Raw genomic sequence first — 23,149 nt, forward strand, 5'->3', positions numbered from 1 at the left:
TCCACCGGCATCACCCCGTCACCGGCAGCCGGGCGAGCGACTCCTTGATCAGCTCCGCCGGGTACTCGTAGTCGACGAGCCTTCCTGCAAAGTAGGCCTCATAAGAGGAGAAGTCAAAGTTGCCATGCCCGGAGTTGTTGAAGAGGATCGTCTTCTCCTCACCGGTCTCCCGGCACCGGAGCGCCTCGTCGACCGCGGCCTTCACCGCGTGGGCGGCCTCGGGCGCGACGACGATCCCTTCCGTCCGGGCGAAGAGCACCGCGGCCTCGAAGACCTCGTTTTGCCGGTAGGCGACCGGCCGGACGACCCCATCCTGGACGAGCCGGGAGACGAGCGGCGACGCCCCGTGGTAACGGAGCCCTCCGGCATGGATCGCCGGCGGGACGAAGTCGTGGCCGAGGGTGAACATCCGAAGAAGCGGCGTCAGCCCCGCGACGTCCCCAAAGTCGTAAGCGTAGAGCCCCTTCGTCAGGGTCGGGCAGGCGGCGGGTTCCACCGCGACGATATCGGTCTCGGGATGCTTCCCGGTCATCTTCGCCCCCGCAAACGGGAACGAGAGCCCGGCGAAGTTCGTGCCGCCGCCGACACACCCGATCACCATGTCGGGGTAGGCGTCCACAGCCGCAAGCTGCTGCACTGCCTCCTGGCCGATGATCGTCTGGTGGAGGCAGACGTGGTTGAGGACGGAGCCGAGGGCGTAGTTGGTGTTCTCGTGGGCGGCCGCGTCCTCGACCGCCTCGGATATGGCGATCCCGAGGGAGCCCGGCGTATCAGGGTCGCGGGCGAGGATGGCCTTGCCGGACCGGGTCTTCTCGGACGGGCTCGGGATGCACTCGGCGCCGTAGACCTGCATCATACTCTTCCGGTAGGGTTTCTGGTCGTAGGAACTCCGGACCATGTAGACGGTGCACTCCATATCGAAGAGGCTCGTCGCAAACGCGAGCGACGACCCCCACTGCCCCGCCCCCGTCTCGGTCGCGAGGCGCTCGATCCCCTCTTCGCGGTTGTAGTAGGCCTGCGGAATGGCGGTGTTGGGCTTGTGCGAACCCGGGGGGCTCACGCCCTCCCACTTGAAGTAGATCTTCGCCGGGGTCTTCAGGGCCGCCTCGAGCCTTCTTGCCCGGTAGAGCGGGCTCGGCCTCCAGAGGGTGAGGATATCCCGGACTTCCTCGGGGATGTCGATGTAGCGCTCGGTGCTCATCTCCTGCCGGATCAGTTCCATCGGGAAGAGATGGCGGAGATCGTCGGGGACCGCCGGTTTCCCGGTAGCCGGGTGAAGGGGCGGGTCCATGGGCGTCGGGAGGTCTGCCTGGATGTTGTACCACCGTTTCGGCATCTCCCCCTCGTCAAGGAGGATCTTCGTCTGCATGCATCACGGTGTACCCTGAACACATATATACATTGTCCAACATCATTGATCAATTGAGATCACTTTGATACTGCACGGATCCAATCCCCGCCCGGTCCACACAGGAAAAAGGGTATATGCACGCTCCGCCACGGGATAGCGATGTACCTCCTCGCCCACGCCATGGTCGGTCTCCTCATAGGCGTCGTGCTCGCGGCGATCGCCGGCGACCGGAGGGTTCTTGCGCTCGCCGTGCTGGGCGCCGTGCTCCCCGACCTGATCGACAAGCCGCTCGGGCACATCCTCCTCGCCGGAACCGTGGACTACGGCAGAATCTACTTCCACGGCCTCACCATCCTCTTCCTGGTCGTCATCGCCGGCCTCATCCTCTATTACTACCGCCGGAGGATCGAGCTCTTCGCCGTCGCCGCCGGGATGGCGAGCCACCAGTTCTTCGACGGGATGTGGCGGCACCCGGTCGAGTGGTTCTGGCCGTTCCTCGGTCCTCTCCCGAGCCACGGCTATCCGGAAGATTACTTCTGGGAATCGGTTCTCCGGGAGCTCGCCCAACCGAGCGAGTGGCTCTTCTTCCTCCTGATAGCAGGGCTGTTCGCCTACATCTACCGCCGGGAACTCACGACCGCCCTCACCCGGCTCGCAAACACCTCGCTATCCCTGGCGCTCGCCGCACTCGGCCTCGTCGTCCTCGCCGCGCTGACCGTGGGCTGGCGGCTCCTGCCGTGAGGGCGGCGACAGGCGGCCGGTGGGAAACCCCAACCATTATATACGGGGCCGGAGAGTGGAATACCTGTGGTGAACAGTTTGACTGGCGAATCGATGCTTCAGATAACCGTCGATCAACTTGCACGAACACTCTGCGCGAGCGCCGTCCTCGGTGCCCCGATCGAGGCCGGCGAGCGGGTTATCATACCGGTCGCCGAGTTCGGGCTCGGGTTCGGCGGCGGTGAGGGGTCAGGAGAGAAGAGGGAAGGCCGGCCGGCCGGCGGATCCGGAGCCGCAAGTGCCGGCGGCGGCGGCATATCGGCCGTTGCCCTGATCATCATCACCAAAGGTGTCCCCGGCCCCGAGGGCATCCAGGTGGTCTCGCTGAAGAAGAAGAGCGAGATCGCCGAGGTGATCTCGACGATCGGGGAGGCGGTCGGCCCCCACGTCGAGCGGGTGCTTGAGAAGGGCTCCGAGATGATGCAGCAGCGCAAGGGCGGCAGAATGTCCCCCGTACCGGAAGGTGGAACGGAGATCCCGATCGGCGGTGAAGGAGAGGCATAGGGTTCTCTCCATCCCATGGCCGCGACCCTTCTTTTATTCATTCTGCTCGTCGCCGCCGTCCTCATCCTCGCTCTTCTGCTGACCCTCTACCTGGTTCCGGTGACCGTCTCGACGGTCGCCGACTGCAGCCGGGAGAGCGCCCGGGCGACGGCAACCGTAGCCTGGGGCATTGTGGGCGCGAGGGTCCGGGTCGCCGAGGAGGTGCAGGTGCTCGAGATCCTCCTCGCCGGTCGCCGGATCATGGCCCGGGATCTCAGGGAGATGATGGCGGAAAAGCCGGAGGAGAAAGAGGAGAAGATTGAGGAGAGGCGGCCGGCCCGACCGATCCGGGAGTACCTCGACGCCGCCGGCGACCTCTGGCCGCATATCCGGAGGATTCTCAAGACCGTCTACCGGTCCCTCTACCTTGAATCGCTCCGGGGGGATATCACCCTCGGCCTCGAGAGCCCCGCCGACACCGGCGTCGTGTACGGTTACTGCACCGCCGTCCGCTACGCACTCCGGCCGGCGGAGGCGATCGACTTCGTGATGACCCCGGTCTTCGACCGCGAGGTCTTCGAAGGCACGTTTTCGCTCCGGATGCAGATCCGCCGCCCGCTCCTGATCCTCATCGCGGTCGCAAGGGCTCTTCTGGACAGACCGGTGAGGGAGCGGCTCCGCCGGGTATCGGGAAGAGGTGTGGCGGGTGCCTGAAGGAATCGATCTCGTCGCCGGCGGCGGCCGTACGGCGGGCGGGCGGTGCATCATCCCCATCATCAGGATGTTCACGCTCTGTATGGGGGAAGCGGCCGCAATCAGCCTGACCCCGGTTGCGATCCTCGTCGTCGAGGGGGAGCGCGAGTACCTCGCCCTCCTCCCGGGTGCGCCGCGAGCGATCGACGATCTCCTCAAAACACTCCGCGACGATATCGAGCGGGAAAAAAAGAGATGTATGGGTTAGCCGTCACTCGTGGCGCAGTGCCTGGATAGGATTTAAGTGCGCCGCCTTCCAGGCCGGGTAGAGGCCGGATGCCACGCTCGTGATGACGCCGAAGGCCATCCCGAAGACGATGTAGAGGAGGCTCGTCGGGTCGAAGAGGTAATCGGGGTTCTCGACGAAGACCGCCGTTACCACGTAGCCGGCGCAGAAACTGAGCACGCCCCCGATGAGAGCGCCCGCAATGCCGAGGAGGAGTGCCTCGTAGATGAACATCCGCATCACCTCGCCCCGCCGGGTGCCGATGCTCCGGAGAACGCCGATCTCCTTGATCCGCTCGGTGACCGACATCAGCATCACGTTCAGGATCGAGACGCCGGCGACGAGGAGCGATATCGCGCCGATTCCCGCGAGAAAGACCGTGATCGACTCGGTGGCCGCAAAGATGCTCTCGAGGATTCCCCGGGTATCCATGACGTTGACGACGTCCTCCCGCCGGTTCATCCTCTGCTCGATCGACTCCTTGACCGCGTCGATATCGTTGACGTCCCTGACCTTCACGATCACCTGGTCGTAATCTTCTTCGTCGTAGTGGCTCGAATACCAGGTGTAAGGGACGACGATGGCGTAGTCGGGGTTGATGTCGAAACCCATCCCCCGCTCCTTGAGCACGCCCACGACACGGAGGGTCTCGTCGCCGATCCTGATCCGGGCACCGAGTTTCAGGCCGTTATCCCTGCTGTTCGCGGAAAGTTCGCTCCCGATCAGGCACCCACCGCCCGTATCCCTCGGGTAGCCCCCCGACTCCACCTCGAGCAGGGAGGGGATATCCCCGGCGGGGATCGCATAGAGCATCGCCCCGCCCTCCTTATCGCCCACGGAGATCTTATCGGCGGTGCTCGAGAACGGTATGACGTCGTTGGAGCCGACCGCCCGGGCGATATCGGAGACCTGCCGCTCGGTGAGTTTGCCGCCGCCCACGCCCGTCGCCGGGGAGACGATGACGGTGTCGCCGACGTCGCTGACCATGTCGTTGAACATCAGGCCGATGCTGTTGCCCATGATGCCGAGAGAGGCGATCGCGATGACGCCGATGACGATCCCGATGACCGCGAGAGACGACCGGAGCCAGTGGCGGACGACGTTCCGGCGGGCGAGGTCGAAGAACGTCATTCTTCCACCCTCCCGTCGACGAGCCGGATCGTCCGGTCGGCGTATTCGGTCATCCGGGGGTCATGGGTGACCATGACGACGGTCTTGCCCTCCTCGCGATTCATCCGGTCGAGGAGGGTCATGATGGCGGTACCGGTCTTCGAGTCCAGGTTCCCGGTCGGCTCGTCGCAGAGGAGGAAGTCGGGGTCGTTGACGAGCGCGCGGGCGATCGCGACCCGCTGCTGCTGCCCGCCGGAGAGTTCGCCCGGCTTATGGGTGAAATGGGTCTTCTCGATCCCGACCGCCCTGAGGACTTCCTCCGCCCGTTCCCGGGTGCCGTTCTGCCGGCCCTTCAGGATCAGGGGGTACTCGACGTTCTCGACGATCGAGAGGAGCGGGATCAGGTTGAACTGCTGGAAGACGAACCCGATATGATCGCGCCGCAGAAGGGTCAGGTCGTCGTCGTCCATCCCGCCTATCTTGTTGCCGGCAATGGTGACCTCGCCCGAGGTCGGGACGTCGAGCGAGCCCATGATATTCAGGAGCGTCGACTTCCCCGACCCCGAGGGGCCCATGATCAGGACAAACTCTCCCTCATCGATGGCGATATCGACGCCGTCAAGCGCCACGACGTCGCCCGCCGGGAGGGGATAGACCTTCCTCACGTTCTCGAAAGAGATGACCGGCATCGTCGTTACGTCCGCTTCCACGAGTAGTAGATTGCTCCGGCAACCCCGAGCGCGACGAGCACCAAGACGAGGAGCCCAACTATCGGGAACCCGCCGTCTTCCTGTTGCTCTTCGAGCGGGGCGGCCGTGCCGCCGAGCCCGACCGGCATCGACGCGGTGTAGCGGTTGCCGTCATCGTCCCGGTACTCGACGACGACCGGGATCTCGGTCACGGTTCCGTTGACCTTAAACGTCACCTCGAACGACGAGATGTCGTCGGGGTCAAGCGTTCCGACGACGTAGACCCGGAAGGGGTCGATGGGCGTCGCGGGCGACCCGGGGCTGATGACGACCGACCGGGCGGACTCGAGACCGGCGTTCATGACGTCGCCCACGATCCGGTAGCCCCCGGCGATCGGCGTGACCTCGACGTTGGTGATGACGGGGTCGGCCTGCTTCTTGTCCTCGCCGAACGCGACCGGCAGGACGAGGTCGGCGGTGTGGGTGTTGATCCCGTTGCGCCAGACCACCTGGAACGTGACGTCCGTCTCCGCGGTCGGGGTCAGGTTGAACGTGACCGTCCCGGACGCGTCGGGGGCGAGGCTGCCGATGAACCCGCCGGTCGGGGTGACGGTAAAGCCGCTCCCCTGCGGGACGACCTGGACGCCTGAGGCGGCGTTCGGCCGCGGGTTGCCCACCCGGACGGTGATGTCGGCCGTCCTCGATTCGGCGAAAGCGTCCGGCTTTTGGATCACCGACGCGCTGAGCGGCGTGTTCTCGACCTGGACCGGAACCGGGTAGCGCAGGTTGCCGGCACCGTCACGGAAGTCGAGCACGAACGTCGGGTAGAACGTTCCTTCCCCTCCGTCCGCCCGGACGGTGAAGGTGAACGTCTTGCTGTTCCCGGCGCCGAGCTCACCGACCGAGGGATAGGGCTCGTTCAGGGGGACGACCCCGCTGCCGTAGAGCCGGGCGCTCCGGATGGCCACGGTCTCGGCACCGGTGTTCTGGACGACCACCGTCAGCGTCCCGGTGTCCCCCTTCATCAGGACCGGGGGGTCGAGCGACGAGGAGACCACGGTGATGTCCGCAGGACCGGCGCTGGCCGGTGCGGTGAACGCTATCGCGGCACAGAGAAGTGATATAATCAAAACATTGAGTGGTTTCATGTTACAGCCATCCGGCAAGTGTGATTAACCTAGAGAGGATGTAGAGCCCCACGGGTATCCCGACGGTGAGAACCGCGTCCCGCGTGGAGAGGTTCCGCGCGTACTTCATACCGAAGATCCAGATATTGGCGCTCCATATTATGAAGAGGATGCTCACAAGCCCGGCGATCTGCGCCAGGGGATCGGTCGTGAGAATCGTCACCAGGTTCTCGGAAAACTCCACCATCTGCTCGGGATTCGTCATGGGCGGGATGTTCAGGCCCGAGAGAAGCTGGTAGGAGAAGTATGTCCCGATGATGCCCCCGAAGATCTGGGGGATGAGACCGTAGCCGGTGAACTCCATCGTCCGCTCGAGGTCGCCCTGGCCCTTGAAGATCATCGAGACGAGGTACAAGACGAAGCCGCAGATGACCCATGCGAGGAGCCCGCCGACGAAGGCAACGCCGGCGGAGATGACCATCATGATCACCCCGAGGCCCTGCATATCCGCGGGAAGCATGGCCATGGTGATATCCGCCATCGGTACGGTTGAGACCGCACCGATCAGCCCGATGACGAGCGCAATCAGCGCCGGTATCTTCAGGCTCGGTTTTTCCTGCATACGCGCTTCAAAAAATCGTCCGGGATCGAGCAACACCCGGAGAAATCCAGTATCCATGGTGAGTACGCCTCGTATACTCTTGGCCAACGGGAAGGGATAAACTTTTTCGGGGTGGTGATGCCGAACGCGGAGGAATTCACCGGATTTCAGGGATCCACCGACAGTGTTCGGCTCAAACCGGGGACGAGAGCGGTATTTCCGGGGTGTTAGGGCGGTTTTTCCCCCGCTGTTACAGGTGTCCGAGCTCCTTTAAGCTCGCGTAACCCTTCTTCGTGACGATGATGTGGTCGAGCACCCGGATGCCGAGGATCGACCCGGCCTCGACGAGCTGCCGGGTGATGCCGAGATCCTGGGTGGACGGATCGAGCGTGCCCGAGGGATGGTTGTGGACAAGGATGACCGAGGCTGCACGGTCGGTGATCGCCTCGGAGAAGACCTCCCGGGGGTGGACGAGGCTCTGGTTCAGGATCCCGACGGTGACCACCCGGCGCTCGATCACCTCGCCGGCACCGTTGAGCGTGATGCAAACGAAATATTCCTGCTTCTTACCCCGCCACTCCGCGACCAGCGGGAGCACGTCCTCAGGGCGGGTGATCCGGTGCCCCGAGACGCCGTCGCCCTCAAGATACCGCCGCCCGAGTTCGAAGCAGGCCATGATCTCGCAGGCTTTCGCCGAACCGATACCGTCTATTTCCAGGAGATTGTCATAAGAAGGGCAGCCTTTCGCATGCTTCAGGTAGTGTTCGACGTCGCTCGCGACCTCTCGAACGTCCCGCCCCGCCGTGCCGCGCCCGATGAGAAGGGCGATCAGTTCGGCATCGGTGAGCGCCCGGGGTCCCCGTGCTGCCAGTTTTTCGCGCGGGCGATCGCGGTTCGGGGTATCACGCATCTTTCTCATGCTCGTCCGGCCCGATCGGGTTACCTCGATCCCCGGTTTAGATCCCGGAGCATGTATACGTTGCCAATCGATCCGGCTCACCGGGCGGACCCGAATCCGGAGAGAACAAGAACGAAACGAAATAATTTTTCCGCGTTGGCGGATTCCTTGAGAACGTTATCGAAATCCTTTTTTAATCCGGTGGCACTATCTTTCACGAAATGGAACTCCCCTGGAAGAACGCCGATGCCTTGTGCAGGAAAGGACGGGCATATGCCGAGCAGGGGCAGTACGACCGGGCCGTCGAGTGCTACGACCGGGCGATTCGGCAGAGCCCCGGCACCGGCACCACCTGGTACCATAAGGGGCTCGCCCTCACCGCCGCCCGGGACCACCGGGGGGCGATCGAATGCTTCGACCAGGCGATCAGGATCGACCCGACCTGCGCCCGGTTCTGGGAGGCCCGGGGGCAGGCGATGTACGAGATCAGGGAGTACCGGGAGGCGGCCGGATCCTCCGGCCAGGCGGTGAAACTCGCACCGGACTCCGCGGGTGCCTGGCTCATTCGTGGCCACGCCCTCCGGAAGATCGGGCTCACTCCCGAGGCAATCGCGTGTTACGACCGGGTGGTCGTGCTCGAACCGGACCGGATCGACGCCTGGCTCGCCCGCGGCACGGCGCTTGCCGGCGAACGTCGGTACGAGACGGCGATCGAGTGCTATGACCGGGTGGTCGCGCTCGAACCGGGGAACGCAAACGCCTGGTACGCCAGAGGAACCATCGAGACCCTCCTCGCCCGGTTCGAGGACGCACTCGCCTCCTACGACCGCGCCGTCGCCATCGACCCGAACCACACCGATACCTGGTACACCAAAGGGTGCACGCTCTCGGCGCTCCAGCGCTACGACGAGTCAATCGCCTGCTTCGACCGCGCGCTCGCCCTCCGTCCCGACGACGTCGAGGCCTGGTACAACCGGGGCCGGGCACTGCAGAGCCTGGAGCGCTACGAAGAGGCGCTCGACTGCTACGAGCGGGCGTTCCGGATCAACCCCGATTACCCCGGGATCTGGTATCAGAAGGCCGCGGCGCTGAAGAAACTGAAGCGTTACGACCTCGCGCTCGCCTGCTTCGACCGCGCGCTCCGGGTGAACGCCGTCGACGCGGAGATCTGGTACCAGAAAGGCCTGCTCTACTTCGCCCTGAAGCGGCACGGGGAGGCGATAGAGTGCCTGGGCCAGGCGCTCAAACTCCAGCCCGGCCATGCCGACGCGGAGTACTACCGGGGCGAGTGTCATTACGCCCTCGGGGACTGCGAGACTGCAATCGAATGCTACCGGGCCGTGGTCAGGGCGCACCCCGAGAACGCCGTCGCCTGGAACAACTACGGCAACGCACTCTACCAGCTCGAGCGCTACGAGGAGGCGCTCGTCTGCTACGAGCGGGCGCTCGAGATCGACCCGGAGAACCAGCGAGTCTGGAACAACAAAGCGAGCGTCCTCTCCGTTCTGTCGCACTACGACAAGGCGCTCGTCTGCTACGAGCGGGAACTCCGGATGCACCCGGAGAACGGGGACGCCTGGTACAACAAAGGGCTCGCGCTCTTCGTCCTCGGGCGGTATGGCGAGGCCGTCACCTGTTATACGCACGCGCTCGAGATCGATCCCGCGAGGGTTGAGGCCTGGACGACGAAGGGGAACGCGCTCGTGATTCTGGAACGCTCCGAGGAGGCGCTCGACTGCTACGACCGGGTTCTCGCCCTCAACCCCGACGACGCCGAAGCCCTCAACGGAAAGGCGGTGGCCCTGATCAACCTCGACCGCCCCGCCGAGGCGGTCAAATACTACGAGAGGCTGCAGCGGCTGCCGGGGTGGAAGCGGAAGGGAGAACGAAGTCCGGGAAAAAAATTAAGATCTTAGACTCGCCCGATCCGCCCGACCGCTTCCTCGAGGTTCTCCATCGAGGTCGCGTAGGAGAGGCGGAGCCAGCCGGGGGTGTGAAACGCGGTTCCCGGGGTGACCGCCACGTGGAGGTCCCGGAGCCACGACCGGGCGACCGCCATATCGTCGCCGTCGACCTGCACGTAGGCGTAGAAAGCGCCGTCGGCCGGGGCGGTGGCGTAGCCGAGGTCGCGTAACGCCGGGATGAGGTAGTCGCGGCGGCGCTCGAACTCACGGCGCATCGCTTCAACGCAGTCCTGGGGACCCTCGATCGCGGCGAGGGCGCCAAACATTGCAAACGTCGTCGGGTGCGATATGGTGTGCTGCTGCACCTTCTCCATCTGCCGGAGGATCGGCCGTGGAGCGACCGCGTAGCCGATCCGCCACCCGGTCATCGCGTAGGCCTTCGAGAACCCGTTGATCGTGATCGTCCGCTCGGCCATCCCGTCGAGCGAGGCGAGGGAGACGTGCTCCTTCCCGTAGACCAGCTTCTCGTAGATCTCGTCGGAGAGCGCGTAGAGGTCGTGGTCGCGGCAGATATCGGCGATGAGCCCGAGCGAGCCCCCATCCAGCACCGCGCCGGAGGGGTTCGAGGGGGAGTTGACCACGATCATCTTCGTCCGGGGGCCGACGGCCTCAAGAAGGGTGTCGTCGACCTGGAAGGTCTTGAGCGAGAGCGCGTGATGCCGGGCGACGGCGCCTGCGAGCGCTACGCAGGGCTCGTAGGAGACCCACGCCGGGTCGAGGATGAGCACTTCGTCGCCCGGGTTCAGGACGGCCTCCATCGCCTCGTATATGGCGTCTTTCGCCCCGCAGGTGACGATCACCTCGTCGGGCTGTGCGGGGACGCCGTTCTCGCGGACGATCTTCTCCGCGATCGCGGACGTCAGGGCGGGTATCCCGGCGCTCGGGGCGTAGTGGGTCTCGCCCCGGTGGAGGGCGTCGATGCAGGCGTCCTTGATATGCTCCGGGGTGTCGAAGTCCGGCTCCCCGATGGAGAGGCTGATGACGTCGACACCCTCCTGCGCCATCCGCTTTGCGGCGTTAGAGATCTCGATCGTCGCGGAAGGAGCGATGGCCGCAACCTTCTCCGAGAGGCCTCTCATTCCAACCGCTGGACCATCTTCACGGCCGACTCGACGGCGCGCTTCGCGTAGTCGATACGCTCGGTCGCTTCCATCCGGGTCATCCCCGGCCCGGAGATGCCCAGAGCAACGGGCTTGCCGAACTCAAGGGAGAGGTCGATGATCTTACGCGCCGCGTGCTGGACGACGATCTCGTCGTGTTGGGTGGCGCCCTCGATGACGCAACCGATGGTGACGACGGCGTCGATCTCGCTCTGCTCGAGCAGTTTCTTGATCGCGAGCGGCATGTCGTAGGCGCCGGGGACGTAGATCGTATCGGCGACCTCCGCATCGAGGAAGCGGGCGTGCTCCCGGGCCTCGATCTCCATCATGTAGGTGATGTCGCGGTTGAACTCCGCGACGACGAATCCAAGGTTTATCGTCATTTGTAATCCTTCCTGTGGTACTACTCGCACCGGTTGTTGATAATTCTCACTTTTTGCGTCAGGGGCGTGCAGGCCCGACGTCCTCGAACCCCTGCCGCTGGCCGGTCCCGGCGAGCTTCTCGAGGTCCTTCGGGCGGAGGGCGAGCCGGACGGCGTTCACCGCGTGCTCCCTCGTCCTCTGCTCCATCAGCCAGGCAAGCTCCTTTGCGTCCTCTGCCTCGTCCTCGTGGACGAAGACCTCGATGATGTGCCTGTTCGTCATCAGCTGGCAGAGGATGAGGCCCTGCGAGGCCTCGTGGGCGCAGACCTTGTCCTTCGCCGCTCCCCCGGGCATCCCGAGCGCCATCACGAGGTCGCACCCCCGCTCCTCGATCAGTTTCTTGCAGGCCACCGGGAGGTCCTTGATGCCGGGGACGGCGTAGCGCTCAATCCCCACGCTCGCGTGCTTGCGGATCTCTTCCGCGGCGATCCTGCCCATGTCGATCCGGGCAAACGTCGTGTCGGCGATCCCGATCTTCATCCGAGGAGCACCTCAGCAGCTGCCTCCACCCCGTCCCCGGCCTTAAACCCGGACTTCTTCAGGGTGAACTGGACGGCCGCGAGGGTGGCGAGGATCTCCTGCGCCCCGACGCTGCCCATGGTGCCGATCCGGAAGATCTTGCCCTTCAGGTGGTCCTGGCCGCCGGCGATCTCGATCCCGAACTTCTTGACGGTTCCCCGGAGATCCTTGTCGGTGATGCCGTCCGGGATCCGCATCGCGGTCGCGGTGTTCGAGTAGGCGTGGTGTTCGTCGAGCGTCGGGAAGAGGTCGACGCCCCAGGCCTTCGCCGCGGCGCGGACGGCGTCGGCCATCCGGCGGTGCCGGGCGATCCGGGCCTCGACGCCTTCCTCATCGATGATCGTGCAGGCCTCGTGGAGCGCGAGGAAGAGCGGGACCGCCGGGGTGTAGGGGGTCTCCATCGAGGTACCCTTGCCGCTCTTGCGGTAGGCGGCCATGTCGAGATAGAACGGCCGCTTCTCCGAGATCCGGTCCCAGGCGCGGTCGCCGACGGCGATGGCCGCGAGGCCCGCGGGAGCCGCGAGGCACTTCTGCGAGCCGACGACGGCGATATCGATGCCCCATTCGTCCATCCGGACGTCGTCGCCGCCGATGGAGGTGACCCCGTCCATGATGAAGAGCGCGTCGTGCTTGCGGGCGAGTTTGCCGACTTCGGGCGCGGGGTTCCTGATACCCGCGCTCGTCTCGTTGTGGACCATCGTGACGACCTCGGCCCCGGCCTCGAGTTCCCGCTCGAGGGCCGCGAGATCGAGCGGGGTTCCCCACTCGGACTCAAGGGCGGTGACGGTGCCGTAACGCTGGCCGATCTTGGCGAAACGGTCGCCGAACTTGCCGTTTACGAGCGAGACGATTCGCTTGTCCCGCGCGAAGTTCGCGACGCCGGCCTCCATGCCGGCACTTCCCGAGCCGCTGATGATGTAGAGTTCGTTTGCGGTACCAAAGAGAGTCTTCAAGGTCCGGACGGTGTCCGCGTAGGCGGCGCCGAACTCGGGGCCGCGGTGGTTGATGGCCTGCCGCGTCATGGCGGCGCGTACCCGCTGCGGAACGGGCACGGGGCCGGGGATCATCAGGAGTGGTTCTTGTTCCATGAGATATCAGTCCGTATCGTTTCGTCGAGGACAGACGCTGTTCCTGCAAGGAACTTGGATGTAGTGTCATATCAACCTCACCACCGTGCAATATCGACAGGGTGAAAAAGTGGCGGGGCACAACTGAATCTGGATATGGCAGACGTCACGGTTATCTGCGGTTCCGCCTCGGACGGCCCCGTCGCGGAGAAAGTCTTCGAGACTCTGAAAGAGCACGGCGTGTCCTACGACTACGCCGTGATCTCGGCGCACCGCGACCCCGAGCGGCTGGACGAGTACGTGAAGGCAAGCACCGCCCGGGTCTTCATCGCGATCGCCGGACTCTCGGCGGCCCTCCCGGGAGTGATCGCCTCGAAGACGAAGCGGCCGGTGATCGGCGTCCCGGTGAGCGGGACGCTGATGGGCCTCGACGCCCTCCTCTCGATTGTCCAGATGCCGAAGGGTGTGCCGGTGGCCTGCGTCGGGGTGGACAACGGCGTGAACGCCGCCCTGCTCGCGGTCAGAATCCTCAACGCAGGACGCGCCTGAGACCGCCTCTCTCCTGCCGGGCTGGGGGTGCCGGCCCCACACGCCTGGAGCGCCGCGTGGATTGTCGAAGGCGGGAAGGGGCGAAGTTGGGAGGGGGAGTTGCTCTCAGACAAACCGTTCTTCGCGTCCTTTGCGGCTCGCACCTACGGTGCTCAAGCTCGCTGCGCTCGCACTTCGCGTGAGCTGACAGTTTATAGGCGATGGTACGGCCGCACGCGAAGAGCGCGAAGCCGCGAAGGGGAGTTCCACACCCATCTACCAGACACCGCGTGGAGCAACGATCGTCCCCGGGGCGCGCGCCGGTCGCACTTCGAGGGGGTCGGGCAACCTTTTTCCACCCGGCCGTGCAGGGGGAGGGGCATGAAGCAGAAGGTGCTCTTCATCGGCACGAACAACGCCGCCCGGACCCAGATGGCGGAGGGCTACCTCCGCGCCCGCTACGGCGACCGTTACGAGGCCTGCTCGGCCGGGATCGCCCCCACCGCCCTCGATCCCCTCGCCGCACGGATGATGGGCGAGATCGGGGTAGACATCTCGAAGCAACGGGCAAAGGATCTCGCCCTCTTCGACGGGAAGGAGATGGACTACGTGGTCGTACTCTGTGCCGGAGGCGTCTGCCCGATGTTTCCCTGGGCGAAGGAGACGATCCACGTCGACTTCCCGGACCCGGGCCGGGCCACCGGAACCCCCGACAAGGTGATGGCGGCCTACCGGCGGAGCCGCGACGCGGTAACCGCCTGGCTTGACGGGCGGTTCGGGGTGAAGTGACGCGGCGCTTCCAACGTTCGGGATATTCTGGCTGCGGTGCAGTTCCGTGGGCAATGGCTGGTCGGAGGTAGGATGGCTGGAGATCCTCGGGTTTGACCACCGAACAACTTAGATGAACGAAAAGCCCGGTGCAGTGGACCGTGGGGGTATCGCCATAGGGGGGAGGGGACAGGGGAGGGGGGAGCATCCCCCCTCCCCGTCAGCCCCACCCCAAAATGCGATATCCGTGGAAAGCCGTGGACGGGTATGTATAACAGTCAGAGTCGTTCTACTGCAGGTGTAGGATGCGAATCCAATTTGCTCGTAAATTCGATGAAAACACGGCAGATCTTAAGGATGCGGAGTTGTTGAGGTTCTACGCAGAAGGATGTAAGGAGAAGTATTTCTGAAAAACTTCCTCTCTCACGGCTCCATCCGTTCTTCCGGCACCGGGAGGATATCCCGCACCATCTTGACGGCGCAGAGGTCGCCGCACATCGAGCAGGTCTCGAGTTCCCCGTCGCGCTCGTGGATCCGCCGGGCCTCGTCGGGAGCGAGCGCCGCCTCGAACTGCTTCTCCCAGTCGAGCGCCCGGCGCGCCTCCGCCATCCGGATCTCGCGGTTCTTCGTGTGTGCGGCGGCGCGGGAGAGGCTCCCGACGTGCGCCGCGATCCTTGCCACCCGCGTCCCTTCCACGATGTCGCGGATGTCCGGCAGCGCCAGGTGCTCGCTCGGCGAGACCATGCAGAGGAAGTCGGCGCCGTTCATGCAGGCGATCGCGCCGCCGATCGCCCCCACGACGTGGTCGTAGCCCGGCGCCACGTCGGTCACGAGCGGGCCGAGCAGGTAGAGCGGAGCGCCGTCGGTCAGTTCCTTGATCATCCGGACGTTGTAGCCGACCTGGTCGGCCGGGATATGCCCCGGCCCCTCGATCATCCGCTGCACCCCGGCGGCGAGCGCCCGCTTTGCGAGATGGCCGAGCGTCAGGTACTCGGTCGACTTTGCGAGACGGCCGGCGTCCACGAGCGCGCCCGGCCGCATCCCGTCGCCGAGGCTCACGACGACGTCGTGTTCGCTGAGGATCTCGAGCAGGTAGTCGTACTCGGCATACAGCGGATTCTCCTCACCCGTCGCGGCCATCATCGCCACGTGGAACGCCCCGCCCCTGCTGACGACGCCCATCGTCCGGGGGTCGGCCTTGAGCGACGCGAGGGCGTCGCGGTTCACGCCGCAGTGCAGCGTCAGGAAGTCCACGCCCTGGCGGCAGTGCTCCCGGATCACCTTAAAGAGGAGATCGGCATCGACGTCCGCCGCATTCCCCGCCCGCCGGACCGCCTCGTAGACGGGGACGGTGCCGACCGGCGCATCGAGTTCGAGGATTCGGCGCCGGATGCGGACGAGATCGCCGCCGGTCGAGAGGTCCATCAGCGCGTCCGCACCCTCCCGGAGTGCCGCTCCCGCCTTCTCGACCTCGAGGTCCTCGTCGCACCGGGTTCCCGACGTCCCGACGTTCACGTTGACCCGCACCCTGCAGCCCTCCCCGATGGCGCAGAGCCGGTGCGGTCTTGTGGGGTTTGCCGGGATGACGATCCGGCCGCGGGCGACCGCCCGGGCGACACGGTGCGGGACGAGATCCTCTTCCCGGGCGATCGTCTCCACCTCGGGGGGGACCCCGCTCAGGCACGCGGAGATCAGGGTATGCATAAGAACCATTTGCCCGGAAACCATATTAGTCTGCATGCCAGTCCGGTGGATCGCGAGCAACGCGACCTACGCCAATTCGTTCGTTTACGAAAACGTCCTTATCGACGCGGGCGTTCTCCCGATGGCGGTGGAGCCCTATGCCGCCGCGATCGATACGATCGTCATCACCCACGCCCACTACGACCATATCGCCCACGTGAAGGAGATCGCGCGGCTCTGCGGCGATGCGGCCGTCTGCATCCACGAGGCGGACGCGCCCGGCCTCGCCGACGACGCCCGGAGCCTCTCGATGGTCTTCGGGGGCCGCTCCCCCGGGATCGTCCCCGACACCGTTCTTGCCGACGGCGACCGGATAGGGAACCTCCGCGTCGTCCACACCCCCGGGCACACGCCGGGCGGGATCTGCCTCTACGGCGAGGCGGAGAGACTGCTCTTCTCCGGGGACACCGTCTTCACCGGCGGATCTTTCGGGCGCTACGACTTCCCCGGCGGCGACCGGACGGCGCTCGCGGCATCCATCGAGCGCCTCAGCGCCCTGGAGATCGAGGGGCTCTACCCCGGCCACGGCGAGCCCGCCCTCCGCGGCGGCGGGAGGCATATCGCGGCCGCCCGGGAGGCGCTCCGGTTCTATGGATAGGGGGGTCTACGCCCTCGTCCTCGAGAACACCGGCTGCGTCGTCCGGATCGGCGCCCTCGGGGAGAGGGAGTTCTCCGCCGGCAGTCACGTCTACGTGGGCTCCGCCCGGGGGAGCGGCGGCCTTGCCCGGGCAGACCGGCACCTGCGGCTCGCACTTCGCCGCGACCGCCCGCCCAGGTGGCACATCGACTACCTCCTCCTCGACCCGCACTTCTTCCCCGCCGCCGTCGTCACCGCCGCCACCGACCGGGACTGCGAGTGCGATCTTGCCCGTGCCGTCGCCGGGCCCTCCGTCCCGGAATTCGGGTGCAGCGACTGCGCCTGCCCTTCCCACCTCTTTTACCGTCCCGGCGACCCGGTCCCCGAGGTCGCCGCGGCACTCCGGGGTCTTGGTCTCGATGCCCGGATCACAAGAATCAAGAACGAGAGGAACGAGCATAGGGTATGAACGTTCTCGGTATCTCCGGAAGCATGCGAAAAAACGGCAACACCGCGGCTCTCGTCACCACCATCCTTGATCGGGTGCGGGAGGCGGGCATCGAGACCGAGTTTCTCTCACTCGCCGGTATGGATATCCGACCCTGCACCGGGTGCGAAGCCTGTAAGGACGCGAAGTGGTGCGTGACGGAGGACGACGACTGGGGCCTTGTTGCAGAGAAGATGATCGACTGCGAGGTGCTCGTCCTCGGCGCCCCGACCTACTACTACGACATCAACGGCCAGACGAAGAACCTGATCGACCGGACCTACTCGCTCTACCACGACCGGAGGCTGTCGGGGAGGAGGGCCGTCGCCGTCGCCGTCTGCGCCGACCGCGGGTGCGAGCGCGCCCTCGAGACCATGGAGGGGTTCTTAAACACCCACGAGTTCTCGTACCTCGGCTACGTCTGCGGGAAGGGCTACGCGCCGGGGGACATCCGCAAAGACGAACAGGCGATGAAGAAGGCCAGGGCGGTCGCGGATACGATCGTCAGGTACCTCCAGCCCGAGGACTGAGAACCGGAACCCCCGCACCTTTCCAGCGGCCGGTCTCCTCTCAGAGCCGCGCCCCTGACCCTTCAGTCCTCGCGAGCAGGGTGTCTCAGGGAAGGGCGGGGCGTTCTCCAGCCGGCTGCCCGCCATCTCCCCTGCCCGGCTGCAGTCAGAGCAGCAGCGATATGACCGCGAGGACAATGAAGATGATAACCAGCCACTTCGCGACCGACATTGTCATTCCTGCAACGCCTCGTGCCCCGAGTATGGCGAAGATAAGTGCCAGTACGAAGAAGAGGATTGCAAGCCCTACAAGGCCACCACCTAACATATCGTTCTCCTCCCAATCGCCAGCACCCGGCCGGCGTTGAGGAGCGACACTCTATTCTAGGATATTTATAATTTTCCAGATATAGTTTTGAAAATCCCGACAAACCGGTCCCATCTCTCCCGGAGATCAGCCCGGAAGGAGATCGTAGATCGTCGTCCGCTGCCGGAGCATCCGGCCGAGATCCCCTGCCATCCGTTGCATATCGGCCGGATCCAGGTAATCGGTATCCCGGGCGCCCGCCTCCCGGGATATGCTCTCCTCAAAGAGCGTCCCGCCGAGGTCGTCTGCGCCGGAAAGAAGCCCGAGCTGCGCCATCTTCGTCCCGACCTTCACCCAGGAGGCCTGGATGTGGTCGAAGTTGTCGAGGAAGAGCCGGGCGACCGCAAAGAGCAGGAGGTCTTCTCTGCCGGTCGCCCCGGGCGAGGCTTGCCCCGCCCGGTAGAGGGGGGTGTTTTTGTGGATGAACGAGAGGGGCACGAACTCCGTGAACCCGCGGGTCTCGTCCTGGATCTCGCGGAGGATTGCAAGGTGCCGGGCGCGATCGCCTGCCCTCTCGCGGGAGCCGTACATGATCGTCGCCGTCGACCGGATGCCGAGACGGTGCGCCTCCTTGACGATCCGGACCCACGTCGCCGTGTCGATCTTGTCGGGGCAGATCACGGCACGGACGCTGTCCACCAGGATCTCGGCCGCTGTCCCGCAGAGGGTGGCGAGACCCGCGTCCCTCATCACCCCGAGGACTTCCCCGGTGGAGATGCCGCTCTTGCTCGCGGCATACGCCACCTCCATCGGGTTGCTTGCGTGGATATGTACGCCGGGAGCCTCGTCCCGTATCCAGGAGTAGATATCGGCGTAAGATTGAGCGTCGAACTTCGGGTGAAGCCCGCTCACCGTGCAGACCTCGGTGACGCCGCGCTCGCGCGCCGCCCGCGCCTTCTCCCGCACCGCCGCCTCGCCGTAAAAGAAGGCATCGGCGTCGCCCGGCTTGCGAGAGAACCCGCAGAACCCGCAGGCGTTCACGCAGAGGTTCGTGACGTTGATGTTCTGGTTCCGGACGTAGGTGACGGTATCACCGACTTTTCGCTCGCGGAGTTCGTCCGCGGCGGCGGCGATCGCCCAGACGTCCCGGCCGCGCGTCGAGAGGAGGCGGACGGCCTCCTCCTCCGTGAGCCGGTGGCCGGCAAGCACGTCGTCAAGAACCTCTGATAGCGGCGGTGTCATGCACCTCACCCGTCCCTCCGTGTGGAATACGTTGATCTGGCGCGGTCAGGACAAGAATCTTCGGGTGCGCCCGGCGGTGGTGCATACACTTATCAGTTCCCGGGGGTATCCGGCGGCCATGGCAGAACAGATCCTGTGCCACCAGCGCACGAGGCTCAGCTACAAGGACGCATACGGTTACGTCATCCCGGTCGGGAGCGCCAGCCTGATGGCCTGGGTGACCGACGAGGGGATGATCGGGACAGACGGCTTCGATATCGAGGCGCTCGCGAACTCCGGAGTTCCCGCGGCGATCGTCGGCGCCTCGGAAGAGTCGACCCTCGATAACCTCGATTCCCTGATGGACGCCGAGGTGAAGGCGGCGAACCTGCCGGCGGTGCAACGCCGTGTCGAGATCGGGATGCCGGGGAGGGAGGCCCTGAACCGGATGTGAATTGCCGTTAGACCGTCCCGTAGGTCGTCGTCCGCTGCCGGAGCGTCCGGCCGAGATCCCCGGCGATCCGTTGCATCTCCACCGGGTCGAGGTAGTCGGCTCCCTCGCCGCCGGCATCCGTGCTGACGTCGTCGCAGAACATCGTCCCGCCGAGGTCGTCGCCGCCGGAGAGAAGCCCGAGCTGCGCCATCTTCGTCCCGACCTTGCCCCATGAGATCTGGATGTGGTCGAAGTTGTCGAGGAAGAGCCGGGCGACCGCAAAGAGCAGGAGATCTTCGCGGCCGGTGGCGCCTGCGGGTGCGAGGCCCTTACGGTAGATAGCAGTGTTCTCGTGGAGGAAGGAGAGCGGGACCAGTTCGGTGAACCCGCCGGTCTCATCCTGGATCTCGCGGAGGATCGCAAGGTGCCGGGCGCGATCGCCTGCCCTCTCGCAGGAGCCGTACATGATCGTCGCCGTCGATCGGAGGCCGAGGCGGTGCGCCTCCTTGACGATCCGGACCCACGTCGCCGTGTCGCACTTGCCCGGGCAGATCACGCGACGGACGCTGTCCACCAGGATCTCGGCCGCAGTTCCCTGCACGGTCCCGAGACCCGCATCGCGCAGGCGCTCGATCGCCTCCTTCGTCGAGACGCCGCTTTGTTTCGCCGCCCAGGCGATCTCGTCGGGGCTTGCCGTATGGATGTCCGTGCCGGGAGCCTCCTCCCGCACGCAGGAGATGAGGTCGACGTAGGAGTCGAGGGTATAGTCCGGGTGGACGCCGGAGAGGAGGCATATCTCGGTGACGTTCCGCGCCGCGGCCGTCCGGGCCTTCTCCCGGATCGCGTCCATCCCGTCGTAGAACGCCTCCGGATCGTCCGCCCGCCGCCCGAACCCGCAGAACCCGCAAAGGTTCTTGCAGATATTGGTGACGTGGATGTTCTGGTTCCGGACGTAGGTGACGGTATCACCGACTTTTCGTTCGCGGAGCTCGTCCGCGGCGGCGGCGATCGCCCAGACGTCCCGGTCGCGCGTCGAGAGGAGGCGGACGGCCTCCTCCTCCGTGAGCCGGTGGCCGGCAAGTGTATCGTCAAGCAGGGTATGCAGCGAGTTGGGCATCGTAAACACCTCTCTTGTAGTTCCCGGATCTATTCTTCTTTCTCTTTTCGGCGCGCAATGACGAAGTCGTGGATGAGGATGACGATGATGATGACGACGGCGAACTCCGCGAGGTGCAGGGGCAGGTAACCGATGAGCGGCACCGCAACGAGGGCTTTCCCCACAATCCACTCCTTCTTCACCGGCTCGATCACCCCGACGCCCGCGATCCGGAGGTTCGGCTGGTCGGTGGAGGGGTTGTTGTCGCCTTCGGTGATGTAGCCGCCGTGCGGGTCGTCGTAGTAGGCCCCGAGCCCCGACTCAACTACGGCGGCGGTATCGACGTAGGTCATCGCGCGATGGATGATCGGGTGGACGGAGTCGGCACCGTTCGGCCGGTAGACGATCACGTCGCCGTAGTCCCCGAAGGACGTATGTCCCGTCCACCGGCCGTCGTCCCAGGTCGTCAGGGGGCCGAACCGGTCCTCGTCGACGACGAGCACCAGGTCGCCGACGTTCATGTTCGGGACCATGCTCTCCGACTCGATCGTGACCACCGCCGGCCAGGTTCCGGAGAAGAGGAAGAGGGCGAGGGCGATACCCCCCACGACCGCGACGACCCAGAGGAGGTCGCGGGCGAGCGAGACGACCGGGCGGTCGCTCTCCCGGAACGCCGTAAGGGCGGATGCTGCACGCTGCAGCCAGGTGGTATCCGACATCTGTTCTAAAGAGATTGCTACCCTTCATATACATAGGTTCTCCGGATATCCGGACCGGGGACGAAACGCGAAAAAAGGCTCTGTAGAATATCCCCCTCTGAGGCCATACCACTACCATTTTCATCGACAACAGGGGAACCTCCGGGAGATCTCGTTGCTTGGGGGTGTATGAAGTATTTCTCCGGAGCGCGAAAAAGATAAACCCATATTGCCGGGGGGAGAATATCTTGGAGTCCATGCTCGCCAACGCCGAGATCGTACGCCGGTTCCTCGAGTTGAAACATCAGGTCCATCCCGACGTGGTGAGTTACATCCGTGAACAGAACGATCCCGCGCTCATCGACCGGATTGCGGCGGGGGTCCCCGACGGCACCCTGGTCGTCTCCTCAGAGCACATCCCGTGCCTCAAGAAAGTCCGGGACGGGACGCGGTTCCTCGTCGACCCCGAACTCGAGGTGATCATGGGGAGCGCCGGAACCACGGGCAGCATCACCGGCCACGAGGACGCCGTCCACTACTTTCGAAACCGCTACAACTGCCTCTCCTCGATGATCCGGAGCCGGATGACCACGATGCCGGTCGAGGCGCTGGTGAAGTCCCCCCACCGTTACCGGGACGAGGAGTGCAGCATCATCGGGATGGTGGCCGACGCCCGGACGACCGCCAAAGGGCACCGTCTCATCGAGATGGAGGACCCCACCGGGGCGATCCGGGTGCTCTTCAACAAAGGGCGGGACGAGTCGTTCGCGGAGGCGGAGCGGATCCTCCCCGACGAGGTGCTCGGGGTCAAGGGAAAACTCTCGAACGACGGCGGCCTCTTCTTCGCCGATCAACTCTTCCGCCCGGACGTCCCCATCAACAACGCCCCGTTCAAGAGCGAGCGGCCGGGCAAAGCGGTTCTCATCTCCGACGTGCATGTGGGAAGCGACACCTTCCTCGATGAGGCGTGGAACCGGTTCGCCGACTGGCTCCAGGACTCCGACGCCGCATACCTCCTGATCGCGGGCGACCTCGTCGACGGTATCGGGATCTACCCCGGACAGGAGAACGAGCTGACGATCAAAAACATCTACGAGCAGTACGACGTCTTTGCGGAGATGCTCCGCGACCTGCCCTCGCGGATCCGGATCGTCGCCGCGCCGGGGAACCACGATGTCGTCAGGATGGCCGAGCCGCAGCCGGCGATTCCGCCGGAGTTCACCGCGAAGTTCCCCGAAAACTGCACTCTCGTCGAGAACCCGTGCCTCTTAAACCTCCAGGGTGTCCGGGTCCTGATGTACCACGGCCGGTCGATCGACGACATGATCGGGCTCATCCCCGGCGCAAGTTACGAGCGGCCCGGCGAGATCATGGATGAGATGCTCAAACGCCGACTGCTCGCCGTCCCCTACGGGATGCGGACGCCGATCGCCGCGATGAAAACCGACCGGCTCGTCATCGATCCCCTCCCCGAGATCCTTCTCACGGGGCACGTCCACATCTGCGGCATCACCCGCTACCGGGGCGTTCTCGGGGTGAACGCCGGCACCTGGCAGGCCCAGACGGCGTTTCAGAAACAGATGAACATCCACCCCACGCCCGCGCGTGCGTTCGTCGTCGATCTCCAGACACTCCAGCCCGAAGTGATCGATTTCACCTGAGTTTCCGCCGGATACTCCGGATCTTTTCCA

The 23,149-nt window shown here is 65.1% G+C and carries 27 protein-coding genes; 12 read left to right on the forward strand and 15 right to left on the reverse strand.

Annotation, left to right across the window (positions count from 1 at the left end):
- Window positions 1-10: 10 nt before the first annotated feature.
- Window positions 11-1,369, reverse strand: a complete 1,359-nt coding sequence (locus tag L21_RS03165; RefSeq protein WP_074369046.1) for a TrpB-like pyridoxal phosphate-dependent enzyme — start codon at window positions 1,367-1,369, stop codon at window positions 11-13.
- Between the two features lie 141 nt (window positions 1,370-1,510).
- On the opposite strand from L21_RS03165, the gene L21_RS03170 reads away from it, so the two are divergent.
- The 4 genes from L21_RS03170 to L21_RS03185 all read left to right on the forward strand — a co-directional run bounded on the left by L21_RS03170 (window position 1,511) and on the right by L21_RS03185 (window position 3,575).
- Window positions 1,511-2,092: a metal-dependent hydrolase gene (locus L21_RS03170; protein WP_074369047.1), complete on the forward strand. Its 582-nt coding sequence runs from the start codon at window positions 1,511-1,513 to the stop codon at window positions 2,090-2,092.
- Window positions 2,093-2,161: 69 nt separating this feature from the next.
- The gene (locus tag L21_RS03175) at window positions 2,162-2,635 is read left to right on the forward strand and encodes a spore germination protein GerW family protein (protein WP_256712155.1); all 474 of its coding nucleotides are present in this window, start codon (window positions 2,162-2,164) and stop codon (window positions 2,633-2,635) included.
- A 15-nt stretch (window positions 2,636-2,650) separates the two neighbouring features.
- A complete protein-coding gene (locus tag L21_RS03180) occupies window positions 2,651-3,328 on the forward strand; it encodes a DUF2953 domain-containing protein (protein ID WP_074369049.1) in 678 nt (225 codons plus the stop codon).
- Window positions 3,321-3,575: a hypothetical protein gene (locus L21_RS03185; protein WP_256712157.1), complete on the forward strand. Its 255-nt coding sequence runs from the start codon at window positions 3,321-3,323 to the stop codon at window positions 3,573-3,575. The genes L21_RS03180 and L21_RS03185 overlap by 8 nt, the downstream gene beginning before the upstream one ends.
- A 3-nt stretch (window positions 3,576-3,578) precedes the next feature.
- Here L21_RS03185 and L21_RS03190 read toward each other — a convergent pair whose 3' ends face one another.
- The 5 genes from L21_RS03190 to radC form a co-directional block, all read right to left on the reverse strand.
- Window positions 3,579-4,724, reverse strand: coding sequence for an ABC transporter permease (locus L21_RS03190; RefSeq protein WP_074369051.1), 1,146 nt, complete (start codon window positions 4,722-4,724; stop codon window positions 3,579-3,581).
- A complete protein-coding gene (locus tag L21_RS03195) occupies window positions 4,721-5,392 on the reverse strand; it encodes an ABC transporter ATP-binding protein (protein WP_074369098.1) in 672 nt (223 codons plus the stop codon). Before L21_RS03195 ends, L21_RS03190 begins: the two co-directional genes overlap by 4 nt.
- Before the next feature lie 5 nt (window positions 5,393-5,397).
- The gene (locus tag L21_RS03200) at window positions 5,398-6,540 is read right to left on the reverse strand and encodes a COG1361 S-layer family protein (RefSeq protein ID WP_074369052.1); all 1,143 of its coding nucleotides are present in this window, start codon (window positions 6,538-6,540) and stop codon (window positions 5,398-5,400) included.
- A gap of 1 nt (window position 6,541) precedes the next feature.
- Window positions 6,542-7,198 (reverse strand): Yip1 family protein, encoded by a 657-nt coding sequence (locus L21_RS03205; RefSeq protein ID WP_074369053.1) that lies wholly within the window; start codon window positions 7,196-7,198, stop codon window positions 6,542-6,544.
- 172 nt (window positions 7,199-7,370) lie between these two features.
- The gene (gene radC, locus L21_RS03210; RefSeq protein WP_074369054.1) at window positions 7,371-8,039 is read right to left on the reverse strand and encodes a RadC family protein; all 669 of its coding nucleotides are present in this window, start codon (window positions 8,037-8,039) and stop codon (window positions 7,371-7,373) included.
- 200 nt (window positions 8,040-8,239) lie between these two features.
- Here radC and L21_RS03215 point away from each other — a divergent pair, with 200 nt between their 5' ends.
- Complete coding sequence (locus tag L21_RS03215; RefSeq protein WP_074369055.1) at window positions 8,240-9,934, forward strand: tetratricopeptide repeat protein; 1,695 nt, start codon at window positions 8,240-8,242, stop codon at window positions 9,932-9,934.
- Here L21_RS03215 and L21_RS03220 read toward each other — a convergent pair.
- From L21_RS03220 to L21_RS03235, 4 genes are read right to left on the reverse strand one after another with little or no spacing between them, the layout of a single operon-like run.
- Window positions 9,931-11,061, reverse strand: coding sequence for a pyridoxal phosphate-dependent aminotransferase (locus tag L21_RS03220; protein WP_074369056.1), 1,131 nt, complete (start codon window positions 11,059-11,061; stop codon window positions 9,931-9,933). The two genes, L21_RS03215 and L21_RS03220, sit on opposite strands and share 4 nt — an antisense overlap.
- Window positions 11,058-11,465, reverse strand: coding sequence for a 6,7-dimethyl-8-ribityllumazine synthase (gene ribH / locus L21_RS03225; RefSeq protein WP_074369057.1), 408 nt, complete (start codon window positions 11,463-11,465; stop codon window positions 11,058-11,060). Before ribH ends, L21_RS03220 begins: the two co-directional genes overlap by 4 nt.
- 58 nt (window positions 11,466-11,523) lie before the next feature.
- Complete coding sequence (gene ribC, locus L21_RS03230; protein ID WP_074369058.1) at window positions 11,524-11,985, reverse strand: riboflavin synthase; 462 nt, start codon at window positions 11,983-11,985, stop codon at window positions 11,524-11,526.
- Window positions 11,982-13,112, reverse strand: coding sequence for a pyridoxal-phosphate-dependent aminotransferase family protein (locus tag L21_RS03235; RefSeq protein WP_074369059.1), 1,131 nt, complete (start codon window positions 13,110-13,112; stop codon window positions 11,982-11,984). The genes ribC and L21_RS03235 overlap by 4 nt, the downstream gene beginning before the upstream one ends.
- A 135-nt stretch (window positions 13,113-13,247) precedes the next feature.
- On the opposite strand from L21_RS03235, the gene purE reads away from it, so the two are divergent.
- Window positions 13,248-13,640 (forward strand): 5-(carboxyamino)imidazole ribonucleotide mutase, encoded by a 393-nt coding sequence (gene purE, locus L21_RS03240; RefSeq protein WP_074369060.1) that lies wholly within the window; start codon window positions 13,248-13,250, stop codon window positions 13,638-13,640.
- A gap of 360 nt (window positions 13,641-14,000) precedes the next feature.
- Entirely contained in the window at window positions 14,001-14,408 is a 408-nt protein-coding gene (locus L21_RS03245; RefSeq protein WP_074369061.1) for an arsenate reductase ArsC, read from the forward strand.
- A 402-nt stretch (window positions 14,409-14,810) separates the two neighbouring features.
- Here L21_RS03245 and thiC read toward each other — a convergent pair whose 3' ends face one another.
- Complete coding sequence (gene thiC, locus L21_RS03250) at window positions 14,811-16,100, reverse strand: phosphomethylpyrimidine synthase ThiC (protein ID WP_074369062.1); 1,290 nt, start codon at window positions 16,098-16,100, stop codon at window positions 14,811-14,813.
- 25 nt (window positions 16,101-16,125) lie between these two features.
- On the opposite strand from thiC, the gene L21_RS03255 reads away from it, so the two are divergent.
- The 3 genes from L21_RS03255 to L21_RS03265 are packed head-to-tail and all read left to right on the forward strand — an operon-like array spanning window position 16,126 to window position 17,724.
- A complete protein-coding gene (locus tag L21_RS03255) occupies window positions 16,126-16,728 on the forward strand; it encodes an MBL fold metallo-hydrolase (protein WP_074369063.1) in 603 nt (200 codons plus the stop codon).
- Window positions 16,721-17,176 carry a GIY-YIG nuclease family protein gene (locus L21_RS03260; RefSeq protein WP_074369064.1) on the forward strand — a complete coding sequence of 152 codons (456 nt, stop codon included), beginning with the start codon at window positions 16,721-16,723 and terminating at the stop codon, window positions 17,174-17,176. Before L21_RS03255 ends, L21_RS03260 begins: the two co-directional genes overlap by 8 nt.
- Window positions 17,173-17,724, forward strand: coding sequence for a flavodoxin family protein (locus tag L21_RS03265; RefSeq protein ID WP_074369065.1), 552 nt, complete (start codon window positions 17,173-17,175; stop codon window positions 17,722-17,724). The genes L21_RS03260 and L21_RS03265 overlap by 4 nt, the downstream gene beginning before the upstream one ends.
- 145 nt (window positions 17,725-17,869) lie before the next feature.
- On the opposite strand, the gene L21_RS03270 is transcribed toward L21_RS03265, so the two are convergent.
- Together L21_RS03270 and cofH (L21_RS03275) are read right to left on the reverse strand one after the other, a co-directional pair.
- The gene (locus L21_RS03270; protein WP_074369066.1) at window positions 17,870-18,031 is read right to left on the reverse strand and encodes a DUF1328 domain-containing protein; all 162 of its coding nucleotides are present in this window, start codon (window positions 18,029-18,031) and stop codon (window positions 17,870-17,872) included.
- A 126-nt stretch (window positions 18,032-18,157) separates the two neighbouring features.
- A complete protein-coding gene (gene cofH, locus L21_RS03275) occupies window positions 18,158-19,252 on the reverse strand; it encodes a 5-amino-6-(D-ribitylamino)uracil--L-tyrosine 4-hydroxyphenyl transferase CofH (protein WP_074369067.1) in 1,095 nt (364 codons plus the stop codon).
- Window positions 19,253-19,370: 118 nt separating this feature from the next.
- Between cofH (L21_RS03275) and L21_RS03280 the strand changes: the two genes are divergently transcribed.
- Window positions 19,371-19,685, forward strand: coding sequence for a YunC family protein (locus L21_RS03280; protein ID WP_074369068.1), 315 nt, complete (start codon window positions 19,371-19,373; stop codon window positions 19,683-19,685).
- Between the two features lie 7 nt (window positions 19,686-19,692).
- On the opposite strand, the gene cofH (L21_RS03285) is transcribed toward L21_RS03280, so the two are convergent.
- Together cofH (L21_RS03285) and L21_RS03290 are read right to left on the reverse strand one after the other, a co-directional pair.
- Complete coding sequence (gene cofH, locus L21_RS03285) at window positions 19,693-20,781, reverse strand: 5-amino-6-(D-ribitylamino)uracil--L-tyrosine 4-hydroxyphenyl transferase CofH (RefSeq protein ID WP_074369069.1); 1,089 nt, start codon at window positions 20,779-20,781, stop codon at window positions 19,693-19,695.
- A 29-nt stretch (window positions 20,782-20,810) separates the two neighbouring features.
- Window positions 20,811-21,479 (reverse strand): S26 family signal peptidase, encoded by a 669-nt coding sequence (locus tag L21_RS03290; protein WP_074369070.1) that lies wholly within the window; start codon window positions 21,477-21,479, stop codon window positions 20,811-20,813.
- Between the two features lie 236 nt (window positions 21,480-21,715).
- Here L21_RS03290 and L21_RS03295 point away from each other — a divergent pair, with 236 nt between their 5' ends.
- Window positions 21,716-23,119: a DNA-directed DNA polymerase II small subunit gene (locus L21_RS03295; protein WP_074369071.1), complete on the forward strand. Its 1,404-nt coding sequence runs from the start codon at window positions 21,716-21,718 to the stop codon at window positions 23,117-23,119.
- Window positions 23,120-23,149 lie beyond the last annotated feature (30 nt).

The organism is Methanoculleus chikugoensis (assembly GCF_900095385.1).
Taxonomy (GTDB): Archaea; Halobacteriota; Methanomicrobia; order Methanomicrobiales; family Methanoculleaceae; genus Methanoculleus; species Methanoculleus chikugoensis_A.